Here is a 13,898-nt window from a genome sequence, read left to right as displayed (position 1 = left end):
CTCCAATGTAGCGGAATAATAGAACGTTATAGCTTCGCCTGGCGTTAGCAAGCGAATAGGCTACGGACACATTTTACCATATGAGCTCGTTCTTCATCAAAATAATATAAAATTCGCTATTTCAGATTGCTATATTAGAATAGACTGTCGAAATTTGTGAAAGTAGAACTAAGGTTTGGACAATAAGAAGCTTGAAACGAGGAAGGGGAGCAGAGAGGATTAGCAAAGAATACTTTCCTCTTGATTTAAAGGAAGAAAATTGACGCCAAGCTAAACTTGGCGCCAGCTTCTTTCCTTTTGTAGTTATTTCGCTTGAATTGGCAGTGTAATCTCAACACAGGTACCCTTGCCAATCTCGCTTCGGAAAACAATAGATCCTTTATGGGCAGCGATGATTTGTTGGCTGACCATGAGGCCAAGGCCGTTACCGCTTGCCTTTTTCGTAAAGAAGGGCTCGCCCAAGCGTATCAAATCATCCTCAGCAATTCCGCAGCCCTGATCGATGAACTGCAATATAATCGCATTTCTATTATTGCTTTCAAGCTTGATGGAAAGCACACCGCCTTCTGGCATGGCTTCAATTCCGTTTTTCATAATATTGACGAAAACCTGCTTAAGCTGGTTAGCCTCCCCTATAACCTCGGGCAGCTCGGCGCCGGCGAGCAAAGCAAGCTGAACATTGCTCATCTTTGCTTCTGAATCGAGCAGTATCATAATATCGCCGACAAGGGTAATTAAGTTTACCGGCTGATAATGAGTGGCCTGCGGCTTAGCGAATACGAGAAACTCGCTCACGATCATATTAATCTGATCAAGCTCGCCTAGCATGACCTCGAGATGGGAAGGCGTTAAAGAGCCAGTCTGCTGCTGCAGCTGCACAAAGCCCCTCAGGGTCGTCAGCGGGTTACGCACCTCATGGGCAACGCCTGCCGCAATTTGTCCGACCACCGACAGCTTCTCGGAGCGTCGTATGATTTCCTCAGTTTGCTTACGGGACGTAATATTCCGTGAAATGGTGGCGATCGCAATAATGTCGCCCAGCTCATCGCGTATTGGAGATACCGTAATGCTTAAATCAATGAGCTGACCGGATCTGGTATATCGGACGGTTTCAAAATCGGTTACGGAGCCGCCTCGCAGCACGTTAGCCTCCAGCTCATGCTGCGAGCTGAGATAATCGCTCGGCACATTATCCAGCGGCCTGCCAAGCGCCTCATCCTCACTCCAGCCGTACATTTTCTCGAATGCCTTGTTCACCTGAATGACCTGGCCCGCCAAATCTGCAACATGAATCGCATCCGATGTATGATTAACGAAAGATTCCAGGTACTGCTTCGTGTTTCGCAGCTCTTCAGCCGTATCCTGGAGCTGAGTGGTATAGCTGTGCAAATTATTGCCCATTGTATCGATACGTGAAGCAAGCAGGCCTAACTCATCATTACTGCGGATCGTAATGATTTTACCGAAATTTCCTGCTGCGATCGCATTTACTTTATTCAAAATTTGATTCAGGCCGCGAATCATAAAGCCGGCAATAAAATAGCTCGCAAACATTGTTACCAGAACGAGACATAGTGAAATAAGCGATTGCATAAGAAGCTGGCGTTTAAGCGGCTTCAAAATAGATTGATGGTCAAAGCTGATACAGATGACATAGGTCTTGTCGATGGTAATCGGAATAAAGGTTTTCATGACTTGCTTGCCCATGATATTGCTTTTCGCCGTAACCGTCTTACCGCTGTCCAGCGCTTTTTGTATATTAACGGAATCATTCTCTTGGTCTTTGTAGGTGTATTGTCCAAAGGGAATGTCGCGTACGTCCAAATTGTATACAGGAATGCCTTTTTTCATTTTTATGATTGGGCTTTTTCCGAAAAACTGCGGATCGAAGCCGGTGATTTCCAGAATATCCTGCTGATCGGCAATGATCTTATTGACGATGGAATTCGTCCCGATCGAATTGTCGAAATCGAGCAGCACTTGCGCATTCACGTAAGGATTAATCATATAGTTGGTCGTGCCGTCGTAATAGTCGCCCCATTTCCTTATTTTATTAGGGTCTGAGGTGGAGAAATTAAACGGCCCCGACCAAAAGTTTTCCAGCTTTTGCCCTTGGGGAATGGTGACGTTATGATTTTCAAAAAGCTGCAAAAATGCCCGATGCCAATAGTCCCACGTTTTGGAGCTCATGTTAATCTCATTGGGGTCGGATGATTTTAAAACGATAACATCGTCATCAAAGCGTTTCCAAAGTGTAATATGATCGACGCCAAGCTTGCGGCTTAGCTCGACGAGCTGTTCGTTTTTTACTTTATCAATATCGGGATCTAGCTGCTCCTTAGCTGCAATAGCTACAATTCTCAGCTTCTCGCCGATGGAATCCTCCATGGATTGCCGGGCACTCTCTGATGCTGCAATCGTGAGGCTAATTTGCTTTGCAATATTGTTTACCTGCTGCTCGAGACTGGTCTGCACCTCAGCTTTGGAGGAAAAATAATAGATAAATAAGCTCAGTGATAAAATGACGGCAACAATGATTGAAATTGAAAATGATAGTTTTGTTTTAATGGACAATTGGATATCCCCCCGGGGTTCTAAGGTGCACTTACTACAATTAGACACGGGGTGACAAAAATCCTGTTTATCCGCATAGAAAAAAGGAGAAACCTGTCCGGTTCTCCTTTAATTGACTTTCGTATTAGATTATTCGCGTGTGAACTGTTCCTCGAGGAGATATTCTTCTGCTTCTTCATACGTTTCAAAGGCAGATTCGAGGTTAAGATCGGCATATAAATACCATAGATCTTCTTCGAAAAGCAGCGTTAGCACGGCGTTGTCCGGTCCGATCCAGCGCTGTTCCAGGGCTGGTTTTTTCTTTTTCTTCTTTTTCGATTCCGGTTTCTCCGGAGGTGCTATAGCCAGGGAGCTAATCGATTTTTCGATAATCGAGCGAAGCTCTTCCTCCGTAAAGTCCCGAATATTGACGAGGCCCTTGTCATCGGTTGCTACACCCGGCACCAGGCCGGCGAATACATAGCCGTTTCCGTTCGGATGCAGATGGTGCACGACCGACTTTTTCTCATGGGCACTTTCTTCATAGTGGAAGTTGGTGCGGCCTAGAGAGACGTCCTTTCGTACCAATTCGGGAAAGGCTTCGATAACAGCGAGCTTTTGTTCAAAAGACAGCATATGTTTCCTCCTAAAAGTTTGCGAAGCAAACTACTTCGTAAGCATGGACCTAAAGTTTGCGAAGTAGCTGTTGCGATGCTTGTGATTATACCATATAGCAGGAGGAAGCTGTTAGGCGTCCTTCTTCTTCATTAGAAGAATCATGGCGCCGGCAAGAATGAATGCGATGGCGATAATCGGCTGGCTGAGTACGAATTTGTTGTAGAAGGAGCCGATTGAGAAGACTGCGAAGAAGAGGAGCGACAGCACGCTCAAAATGTTGATGGGGATAAGCAGCCATTTGTTGCGGTTGCCGAACCAATAAAATTCGAACAAGCCGATGGCAACGGCAAGAATAAAGCCTGGCCACATGTATTCCCAATTATTGAAGAGCATGGCGATTTGGCAAATGACGCCTGCGGTAAACAAAATGCCGCCAGGGATAAGCAGCCCGGTTCCTTTTCTGCCGATCATGGAGAAGTATAGCCAGTGGAAAAAAAGTCCGAGCGGAATAACGAATAACGATGGCCAGAAGTAGGCAAATATTTTGCCAGGGCCGAAGGTTTCGCCTTGGTTTAGAAATAAGCAAGCACCGAGCAGCAGGAGGACAAGCCCGCCAATTGTTCTTAAATTCATTGTTCAAAAGCACCCCTATCCACGTTTTATTAGCTGCATTCAGCATAGCATATAATGAAAATGACTGTCCTCCTGCTGTAGGTAAAATTGCAAACTGGACTAAAGTCCAGTTTCATCTACTCCGGACGGTTCGGGGTAGCCGTACCGACCTCGAACGGCGATGCAACGCCCTCGTACATGAGATGCATCGTCATGCCAGCGGCCGCATGCGAAAGGTTTTGGCAGTGGTCCATCCAGATGCCGGGGTTATCCGCGCGGAAAGCGACCTCGTAAGATTCGCCCGGAGCGACATCGAGCGTATCGGACCACCAGAGGCTCCCGCTCACAGTCTCATTGTTGCGTGACAGCACTAGCATATGATGGCCGTGCAAATGCATAGGGTGCTCGACGGAGCTGCGGTTAATAATGGTTGTTTTCACAAGTTCGCCCTCCTTCACGACAAACATGGGCGTATTCGGAAAGACTTCGCCGTTAATCGTATCGTAGGCGGCAAAGCCTCCGTTATAGAAGGCAAAGCGATTGTCTAATATCATCATAAACTCGCGATCAAACTTGCTGTTTCTATTAAAAGGAGCATCTGCTGCCGCAGTCCCGTAATGGGTGGGATCAAAGGTTGTTACAGCGGGACGCTCCGGAATGTCTCCGCTGCCGTCTTTGCTCATTAGTATACCCAAGGAATTGCCTTTCCCTACCCGCAGGAAGACAGGATGGTCAGGCATGGTAAAGGTGACATCATACCGGCCGCCGGTGAGCAAATCGAGGCTTTGGTTTTGCAGCTCTGTCGGACCAGTCAGGTCGGTGCCGTCTATCGCGGTGACTTTAAAAGGAACCCCCGTTAAAATATAGTTTTGCCGGACCCAATCATCAGTATTGATAAGGCGAAGCTTAACCGTTGTGCCGGGTGCTATTGCTTTTCGCTGCACAGCCTGCTCAGATCCGATCGACATACCTGCGCCGCGCCAGTTGTGCGTGATAACTGTAATGTCTTCGACATCCATGGTGACCGCCTCCTGCGGATCCACGATAAGTGCGCCGAACAGACCTTTCTCAACTGCCGTTTTGGAGTTTTGATGCGAATGATACCAGAAGGTCCCTGTCTGCTCTGCGATAAAACGATACGTAAAGGTTTCCCCGGGCATTACTGCATTTTGGGTAGCGCCGGCGACGCCGTCTTCGGCGTTTGGCACATCCAGACCGTGCCAGTGCAGCGTTGCGCCGTCCTCGATATCTTTGTTTATGAGTGTAACTTCGACGAGCTCTCCTTCCCTCATACGGAGTTCAGGGCCAGGGATTTGGCCGTTATAGGTCCAAGCTTCTACCTGTTTGCCGGAGCGGAGCGTAACGGTCGTCTGCTCGGCTGTGAGCGTGAACTTGCGATCGGGTATGCCCGTGCGCTGCCCAGTCAGCTCAGTGACCGGAACAGAAGGGGCTGCTCCAACCTCCTTGCTGGCTTGATCCATGGCCGTATGAGGCGGGTGATCTTCAAGCGTATGTCCCAGTGAAGCGTGGCCTGCTATTCCGTAATCTGCTTTTCCTGACATCATGCTTAGTGTCTTGGGCAGCCGGCTGCTCTCCATGGCCGTCAGGAACGGAATGCTGCTGACGGCTAAAATGGCAAGGAGCATGCCGGTATGCGTAAGCCGGCGCCGCCATGGGCGGTAGACAAGCGCTGCCTCCGCTGAAAGCTGGTTGCGGCGGGATTGCAGCATCCACAGCAAGCAGGCAACGAACAATAACAGGGTAGCCGGCATGGTTATTGCTGTCCAATGGAAGGGGATGGGCGGTACGAAAGCAAAATAAAACAGCGCAACAGAGCACAATGCCGCTAGTTGAAAGGGAACGATAAATGCCGGATCTGAGGCTTGGCGGAGGCGTGCGACATCAGGAGCATTTTCCGAGCGTCCCCCCGTCCGCTGCAAGAGCTTACGGAGTCTGGGGAAGGAGTAGAACCAAATGAGGAGGACAGGCAGCAAGGCAAGCGGTGTGCGAACAAGCAGCCGGTCCATCCAAAATAACGGATGCGAAGTAGCTGCAAGCATGGTATCAGCAGCAGCCATTACTGCAGCGAGCAGGCTGAGGCTGACGGACCAAAAAATAAGTTTGCGGGTTTTGCGGTAAAGCTGCTTCTCCGACGGGTTATAAATAAGCTTTGATGCTTTCCCGGCGGCGATAAAGGAAAAAATAACAAATAGCATTAAAGCGCCGAGCTCCGAATTAATGAGTAGTGAATACATCGAAATAGCCTCCTGAAGAATTGTTTTTCTGCGTTTGTAGGCTCTATAGAAGAAACCGTTTACTAGTCGTATTTCATCTTATCTAGTTCGCGAGAATTGAAAAACCGCCGTAGGTCTGAACGAAGTCCTAGACCTGTGGCGGGGGATATTCGTCGAATGACCGCGAATGGAATCGAACGCTACAAAATGCGGAAATACTTCTTATAAAGCGACATTTTACCCCCCTTGTTTAGTTCTATGAAAGCGCTATTATTAAGGTAATAAGAAGTAGGAGGTGAATAATATGAGCCAAGAGGAAGAAGTAGTTCAAGAAGGTGCGGAAGAGACCGCAGAACTCATTTCAGAAGAGGCTCCGGCGGAAGAAGCAGCTGCTGCGGTAGAGGAAGATGCTGCAGAGGAAGCGGAAGAAGAGGCGGCTGAGGAAGAAGCTGCTGAAGAAGAGTCTGAAGAGCAATAATGATATCTATCATTTTAAATTATAAAGAGGAAGACTGTTCGAAGGCCGTTTTGACGGCTTTAGAATAGTCTTTTTTTATATATAAGGACATTCTGTTTTTATTTATCAATGTGCTTATATCGAAACTGCCAACATTTTATTCGTGTAAAAGCGCATTTCTAACGTGCAATAGCCCTCTCGATATGCTACGATACCTTGTGCTTTACTTTTCCTATTAGAAGAAGGTGACAACATGACAACGGCAGAAGCCGGTAAAGGACAAGGGCAGCAGGAGCAGAAGGGCATTAACTTGTTTTTCCTGACATGGCCTATATTTTTGGAAATCTTTTTGTTTATGCTCATGGGAATCGCGGATACGCTCATGCTTAGCGCGATTTCGGATAATGCCGTATCCGGCGTCGGGGCAGCCAATCAATATTTGCATATCGCCATTTTGCTGCTGGAGGTCATCGGTAACGGGGCGTCGATCGTCGTTGCGCAATATATCGGGTCTCGAAAGTTTATAGAAGCCGCAAAAATATCAGCTCTTGCCGTAACGCTCAATCTAGCGGTCGGACTGCTTATAAGCTTAACGTTCGTGCTGTTTGGAGGTCAATTGCTGCAGACCTTGAATTTGCAGGGCGAGATCCTCGTCCATGCCAAAAGCTATCTATCGATCGTAGGCGGGATGATTTTCCTGCAAGCGATTATTAACTCCATCTCGGCGATTATTCGCGTGCATGGCTTTACGAAGGAAGCGATGTTTGTATCGCTTGGCATGAATGTCGTTCATATTATCTTTAACTATTTGCTCATATTCGGTAAGTTCGGCTTTCCGGAGATGGGCGTACAGGGTGCGGCGCTGTCATCCGTCATCAGCCGCGCGTTAGCGCTGGTCGTTTTCTTCTGGATGCTGTATCGAATTATGTCGGTGAGGGTAGAGCTGCACTACTATTTTGCCTTGTCGAAGGAGTATATCGCTAAAATTTTGAAAATCGGCATACCGTCTGCATTGGAGCAGGTGATGTACCAAGCCTGTCAGATCGTTTTCTTATATTATGCGACTTATCTTGGCGCAGCCTCGCTTGCAGCCAAAAATTACGCGAATAACATTTCGATGTTTACTTATTTGTTTGCTTTTGCGATCGGCATGGGTACATCGATTATCGTCGGCCGGCTTGTCGGGGCAGGCGAGCAAACGACAGCCTATCACCGGGTTTGGAAAAGCGTACGCTGGGCAAGCGGTGTAACTTTATTCGCTGTGCTGCTCGTCATCGCATTTCGCGAGCCGCTGATGCGAATGTTTACGGATGACGAGGAGATCATCCGGTTAGGGATAAACGTTCTGCTGCTGAGCATCGTGCTGGAGACAGGACGTACAATCAACATTGTGCTCGTCAATTCCCTGCGTGCAACGGGGGATGCCAAATATCCGCTCTGGATTGGCATGTTCTCGATGGTAGCGATGAGCCTGCCGCTCGGTTACTTTTTCATCTTTGTATTGGATTTAGGTTTGGCCGGCATTTGGCTGGCGATTGCCGCGGATGAATGGCTGCGCGCGTTTATTATGTTTTTCCGCTGGCGCAGCAGAGCGTGGGAGAAGCATGCGCTGGTCAAGCGCGAGCATAAGGATAAGCCGGCGGTTTTGCAAGGATAGACGGCTATAAGCAAAGGGACATCAGGAAGTTGTTTTACTTCCAGGGTGTCCCTTTTTTTATTATATATCTACGCGAAATTTTGCTGCAGAGTACGGCATGAGCCGCTTACGCTTGAGCAAATATGGCCATATGGATTTACGGGGAAAACGCAAAAATATATTTGACAAATTTGTGTCAAAGCAATAATATGTGATTATACATAATAAAAGTTAGTACATTGTAAAAAGTAAGTAAATTATAAAACACGTATTCATAGGAGGAGATTTAACATGGCCAAATCACAATGGATCGTTGACGCAACGCACAGCAGTATTGATTTCTCAGTAAAGCATATGATGATCGCAAAGGTAAAAGGCTCTTTTCACGCTTTCGAAGCAAATATTGCAGCTGACGCCGATGATCTGACTTCTGCAGACATTCAGCTGACAATCGACCTTAACAGCGTAGACACACGCAACAAAGACCGTGACGCACATCTTCGTACACCCGATTTCTTTGACATAGAGAAACATCCGTCTCTCGTTTTTACATCGACGGCTATTACGAAAACAGATGATGGCGAGTATTCCGTTGTCGGCGACGTGAGCCTGCATGGCGTAACGCGCTCCGAGAAATTTGCCGTTAGCTTCGAGGGCGCGGGCAAAGACCCATGGGGCAATGAAAAAGTGGGCTTCAGCGCTACGGGCAGCCTTAAACGCAGCGATTACGGCTTAACTTATAATGCTGTATTGGAAACGGGCGGCGTCCTTATCGGCGATGAAGTGAAAGTCTCGATTGATATTGAAGCGGCCCAACAAGGCTAATTTTAACTTTAGCTATCTTGTAAACGGCTTATCCGGGCGATTGCTGGGATAGGCCGTTTTTTGCTTTATTTGTCCTCTTTATCTGCTGCAATTGCCGAAGAGAGCAGTGACAGCCGTTTACGCTTGCTGGAAGGCGCTTTCAGGGTTAGGATAAGGAAAGGACGAGCGAGTTAGGGGAGACATGCAAAATGGAGACTAATGCTTCAAAACATATACGAAACATCGGAATATTCGCACATGTTGACGCGGGGAAAACGACCACGACGGAGCAGATTTTATTCCACAGCGGCCGAATTCGGTCACTTGGCAGCGTTGATGCGGGCACATCCCAGACGGACTTTCTGGAAGTTGAACGCTCTAGGGGAATCTCGGTACGCGCTGCGGCTACCCGCTTTTCTTGGCAAGGCGTGACGATTAACCTTGTTGATACACCCGGCCATGTCGATTTTTTATCCGAAGTGGAGCGATCGCTGCGCGTCATGGATGGGGCCGTCCTTATCCTTTCGGCGGTTGAAGGCGTACAGGCTCAAACGGAGGTTATTTGGCATGCCCTGCGGGAACGCAACATCCCAACGCTTATTTATGTGAACAAGATGGACCGAATGGGAGCTGACCCGCAGGGGACGTTAAAGCGAATCAGGCGTTTGCTGTCCCCTCAGGCAGCGCCCGTTCAAGCGCCTCTCGGTATAGAGGACAGCTTTAGCGGCGCGCTGAGCGTGCTCGACTTAGCAGCTGACGATACGGGTGATGCGCAAGGCTTTTTGCAGCTGCTGGAAGAAACGGTGGCTGAGCGGGAGGAGTCGCTGCTTCTCCATTATTTGGACAGCGGAACGCTTCCTAGAGAGGAGTTGATTCAAAAGCTGCCCTCACTGACGCAGAAAGGGGAGCTGTATCCTGTTCTTTTTGGCGCATCAAACAGAGGAATAGGGATTGAACCGCTGATGCAGGCGATGATAACGCTCCTCCCCCCGCCGTTAACTGTCTCGAACGGCCCAGTGTCGGGCGTTGTATTCCGAATTGAGCGTGATGCGGTAATGGGGCGGACCGCCTATGTGCGTTTATATAGCGGCGTTTTGCGCAATCGAGATTCCGTTCGCAATGAGACGCAGCAGCTTGAGGAGAAAATTACACAGATCCGCAAAATCGACGGGCAGAAGGCTGAAGATGTCGGACTGCTGGAAGCCGGCGATATTGCTGCCGTTTGCGGCTGGAACCAGGCGCGTATTGGCGATATTATCGGCTGCGCGGATTATGTTCCCGGTGAGACGCGGCTGGCTGTGCCGCTGCTAACCGTTCAAGTGAAGTGGAGCAATGAGGCGGAATACCCGGCAGTCGTCGCAGCGCTGCAGGAGCTGGCGGATGAAGATCCGCTGCTGGATTTGCAGTGGCTGCAAGAGCAGCGCGAGCTGCATCTCAAGGTGATGGGTCCGATTCAGATCGAAGTTCTGACTCATCTGCTGAACAATCGGTATGGCTTAAAGGTTGAATTCGGTCAGCCCTCCGTCATTTACAAAGAAACGCCTGCCCAAATAGGCGAGGGTTTTATTGCTTATACGATGCCGAAGCCATGCTGGGCCATTCTGCGGTTCCGCATCGAGCCTGGCGAACGCGGAAGCGGGCTAACCTACAGCGCGGCGGTCCGTTCGGAGCGCCTGCTCGAACGCTATCAGCATGAAGTAGCCCGCAGTGTGCCTGAAGCGCTGCAGCAAGGGCTTTTTGGCTGGGAAGTAACAGATCTAAAGGTGACTCTCATAGAAGGCGAGCATCATGTATGGCATACGCATCCTCTCGATTTTGCTCTGGCGACGCCGATGGGCATTATGGATGGCTTATCGCATACTGGCGTAAAGCTGCTGGAGCCGATGCTCTCGTTCCGTCTTTCAATTCCGGAGGAGACGGGCGGCAAGCTTATGAATGAATTGATTCTCATGCGAGGCGAGTTTGATACGCCGGTCGTCAGGCAGGAGCGAATGGAGATCGAAGGAACGCTGCCGGTAGCAACGTCACTTGATTTTCCTGCAAGATTCGGTTCGCTTACGAAGGGGAGAGGCGCCTTGGCGACCTTCTTCGCGGGCTATCGCGAATGTCCGCCAGATGTGAAGGCAGAGAGGGTGCGACGAGGCGTAAACCCGCTGGACCAATCCAAATATATTTTAGCCTTTCGAAATGCGCTTGCCAGCTCTTAGCCGCCGACATGTGAATAACCGCTGCAAGCACAGGGGTGATCATGTTAAATCAACCACCATAATATTGGTGTTTACTTACTTAAACCAATCCAAAAATATAAAGAGAAACCCAACGTTTGAAAAAACGTTGGGTTTCTGTACATTCTGAATGCCTAGATTAGAGGCATTTATGTATGGTACTAACCTATTTTCGTTGCGGAAAGTTCCCAGATATCGAACTGAGTAGTCGACGCATGAGCCGGCTTCCCATACAGCCGCACTCCCGTGCTTTGCTCCAGCGTCGGATAAACCCTGGCTGACAAGCATGTCGTCTCGTTGCAGAATACCTCAACCGTTGAATGATCGACGAATACATGGAGCTTTAGCCGCCCCTCTTTTGCCTCGTAATTGCCGGTGATTGGCATACTGTGAGGAAGTGGCGACAAACTTGAATGGCTCCGGTCGATCGTTATTTGTTGAGCGATAGGATCAACAATGATGCGCGTCTCTTCCCTGCCGTCTTCGGAGCGCAGTACGCCAATGCCGAACGGTGATTCTGCGCCAGTAAGGTCGAACTCTGCGATCAGCTCCAATGCCCTTCCTTCGATGCCTGTCCTCAGGCCATCGCCTTCTGCAGAGAGGTCTGCCTGTCCGGAATGCCGTCCGCGCAGCTCCTTAAATTCAGGGATGGGCCTCATTGCGAGCTTTCCTGAAGCTGTTAATTCAAGTTCCCGCGGCAGTGCCTGTACGCCCGACCAACCTGCAGCGCCTTCGAAATCTCCCCTCGCAACATCAGGCATCCACCCAAACAGGATACATCTTCCTTTATCATCTATAAGCAAATTAGGCGCATAGTAACCTTCCAAGCCTGCATGGTCGATCGTCCCCTTCGTTTCGGGAACAAACTGATAAGAATTTGTGAGTGTTCCTGTTAAGTATTTCACATCTCCGCCCGGAGAATAGATGAGAACGTACCTGTCATCCTGATTATAAACAAGAGGACATTCACACAGAGCGACCTCAGGATCTATATAAAGAAAATTTAGGAATGACCAATTAATGAGGTCGGCTGATTTGTAAATCGTGACGCAGCCTTTGCCTTCGTACGCCCCTCCGGTAACCATGAACCAGTCCGCGCCTTTCCGCCATACGAAAGGATCGCGCCATTCCCTAATATCTGCACCACCGTGAATCCCGGACGTGATGACGGGATTTCCCGGATGCTTCTTCCAGCTCAGCAAACCATCTGTACTTGTTGCCATCCACTGTTCGGCGCCCGTGGCCGGATTTCTCTCGCCCTCGCCGATACTCGTATAGAAAATCTTGGCTTCAATCCCGTCATGTAAGGCGCAGCCGGAGAAGCAATGTATTTCGCCAAGTTCCGTAGAAGGGTACAGCGCAATCGGAAGATGCTCCCAATTCACCAGATCCACGCTTCGAGCATGCCCCCAATGAATGGTTCCCCACTTGTCACCGTAAGGATTGTATTGATAGAACAAATGATAATGGCCCTCGTAAAAAATCGTCCCGTTCGGATCGTTCATCCAATTTCGTTCTGGCATAAAATGATATGACGGCCTATAAAGATCCTTTTTCATTCTAAATTCACCTTTCCTCGGCTAAATAGCCCATAGCCACAATTAGCGTATCGAGTTTTTATCAATATTTACCTGGGAAATATATTGTGTATTATGAATGGAGTAGATGACAATATTTATGTTTGCAAGTGGATTGTATAACTTTAAATTGAAAAATGTCAACGCTTTCATTTGCTTTTTGTGTTTGTTTCAAAAAATATCCAGATCGTCTTGTGTCAACAAAACGTCTGGACCAATAATTTTATCCGAAATCAGCTTCGTTATGGATTCGCCTCTATCGTATCGGCACCGGATTAACGGCAAGATACCGTAAACCTGAGGCTCCTCCGCGGATGCGCCGAACCAAAGCTCGCCTGATCCGACCATAACGCCTTGGTCTCGGACAAATAGATCATCGACCTTTTGGGCCGCCAATGCATCCTTCACGGATGGGGTTATGATCTGATCGTATTTCTCTATAAACTCTTCCTTGGATTTAATCGTAATAGGCGTTTCTCCGTTTACTTGCAGCGGCAGCAGGATAAGCTCTGCTACGGCAGCCTTCTCATCCGCAGCTACAGCCGCTTTTGCAATCTCGAACATTTTGATAAAAGCTGCGGGATCGTCAATGCCTGCGGCTGCGAAGGGATTTCCCTCCTCATTCATGGCATTTGCTGCTTCAGCTTCATTCGTAGGCGCGATTGTTGCGATGTCTTCATTGGTGTCGTCAGACGCCAGTTCACTCGTACCTGTTTGTCCGCAGCCAGCCAGTAATGTCATGGCTATGCCAAAAGCGGCAAAAACCGTGAAAACCTTCTTCCTGCGTTTAGCATGCGGCAACGTCGTCGTCATTGTATTCGGCATAATGACCTCCTTCAAGACAGGCAGACTTATTCAGTCTGTCATTTCTCTCTTCACCGTATTTTAAACCAGACCTCGCATTTTCAACCATAAATCGTAAAAATGCTGCCTCAACATCCCAGCGGGTTTCCTATTGGTGATACTCGGAAATACTAAGTGTGACTATAATTCAGAAAGCTTGCGGGTACGTTTAATAAGTGTAGGAAGACATCGAAGAAATGCAATACCGGTCGGATGCCGTCGGAATATCGTGGTGGACAAGATTCGACATAAAATGCTGGACATTTGAAACAGATAAAAGGGCTGTGCCCTCGCTGTAAGCACGCAATTGCGCTTAAAGCGAGGGTACAGCCCTTGTTG

General features: G+C 48.7%; 9 protein-coding genes and 1 pseudogene. 4 read left to right on the top strand and 6 right to left on the bottom strand.

Annotated features, from left to right (window positions below; translation table 11 throughout):
• Positions 1 to 303 precede the first annotated feature (303 nt).
• The 4 genes from RCO25_RS20840 to RCO25_RS20825 all read right to left on the bottom strand — a co-directional run bounded on the left by RCO25_RS20840 (position 304) and on the right by RCO25_RS20825 (position 6,038).
• Positions 304 to 2,574, bottom strand: a complete 2,271-nt coding sequence (locus tag RCO25_RS20840) for a PAS domain S-box protein (RefSeq protein ID WP_308998054.1) — start codon at positions 2,572 to 2,574, stop codon at positions 304 to 306.
• A 129-nt stretch (positions 2,575 to 2,703) separates the two neighbouring features.
• The gene (locus RCO25_RS20835) at positions 2,704 to 3,189 is read right to left on the bottom strand and encodes a hypothetical protein (RefSeq protein WP_308998053.1); all 486 of its coding nucleotides are present in this window, start codon (positions 3,187 to 3,189) and stop codon (positions 2,704 to 2,706) included.
• Positions 3,190 to 3,300: 111 nt separating this feature from the next.
• Positions 3,301 to 3,804 (bottom strand): hypothetical protein, encoded by a 504-nt coding sequence (locus RCO25_RS20830; RefSeq protein WP_308998052.1) that lies wholly within the window; start codon positions 3,802 to 3,804, stop codon positions 3,301 to 3,303.
• Between the two features lie 116 nt (positions 3,805 to 3,920).
• Positions 3,921 to 6,038, bottom strand: coding sequence for a multicopper oxidase family protein (locus RCO25_RS20825; RefSeq protein WP_308998051.1), 2,118 nt, complete (start codon positions 6,036 to 6,038; stop codon positions 3,921 to 3,923).
• 283 nt (positions 6,039 to 6,321) lie between these two features.
• Here RCO25_RS20825 and RCO25_RS20820 point away from each other — a divergent pair, with 283 nt between their 5' ends.
• The 4 genes and pseudogenes from RCO25_RS20820 to RCO25_RS20805 all read left to right on the top strand — a co-directional run bounded on the left by RCO25_RS20820 (position 6,322) and on the right by RCO25_RS20805 (position 11,121).
• Positions 6,322 to 6,495 carry a hypothetical protein gene (locus tag RCO25_RS20820; protein ID WP_308998050.1) on the top strand — a complete coding sequence of 58 codons (174 nt, stop codon included), beginning with the start codon at positions 6,322 to 6,324 and terminating at the stop codon, positions 6,493 to 6,495.
• Between the two features lie 182 nt (positions 6,496 to 6,677).
• A pseudogene (locus tag RCO25_RS20815) lies at positions 6,678 to 8,131 on the top strand (MATE family efflux transporter).
• Positions 8,132 to 8,401: 270 nt separating this feature from the next.
• Positions 8,402 to 8,935, top strand: coding sequence for a YceI family protein (locus RCO25_RS20810; protein ID WP_308998048.1), 534 nt, complete (start codon positions 8,402 to 8,404; stop codon positions 8,933 to 8,935).
• 188 nt (positions 8,936 to 9,123) lie between these two features.
• Positions 9,124 to 11,121, top strand: a complete 1,998-nt coding sequence (locus RCO25_RS20805; RefSeq protein ID WP_308998047.1) for a TetM/TetW/TetO/TetS family tetracycline resistance ribosomal protection protein — start codon at positions 9,124 to 9,126, stop codon at positions 11,119 to 11,121.
• 179 nt (positions 11,122 to 11,300) lie between these two features.
• On the opposite strand, the gene RCO25_RS20800 is transcribed toward RCO25_RS20805, so the two are convergent.
• Both RCO25_RS20800 and RCO25_RS20795 read right to left on the bottom strand, forming a co-directional pair.
• The gene (locus RCO25_RS20800) at positions 11,301 to 12,698 is read right to left on the bottom strand and encodes a glycoside hydrolase family 32 protein (RefSeq protein ID WP_308998046.1); all 1,398 of its coding nucleotides are present in this window, start codon (positions 12,696 to 12,698) and stop codon (positions 11,301 to 11,303) included.
• A gap of 189 nt (positions 12,699 to 12,887) precedes the next feature.
• Entirely contained in the window at positions 12,888 to 13,541 is a 654-nt protein-coding gene (locus RCO25_RS20795; protein ID WP_308998045.1) for a hypothetical protein, read from the bottom strand.
• Between the last annotated feature and the right edge of the window lie 357 nt (positions 13,542 to 13,898).

This window comes from Paenibacillus sp. LHD-38 (genome assembly GCF_031157315.1).
Lineage (GTDB): Bacteria > Bacillota > Bacilli > Paenibacillales > Paenibacillaceae > Pristimantibacillus.
Note: the sequence above shows the minus strand (reverse complement) of the source record. Positions and strands in the feature narration are given on the sequence as shown.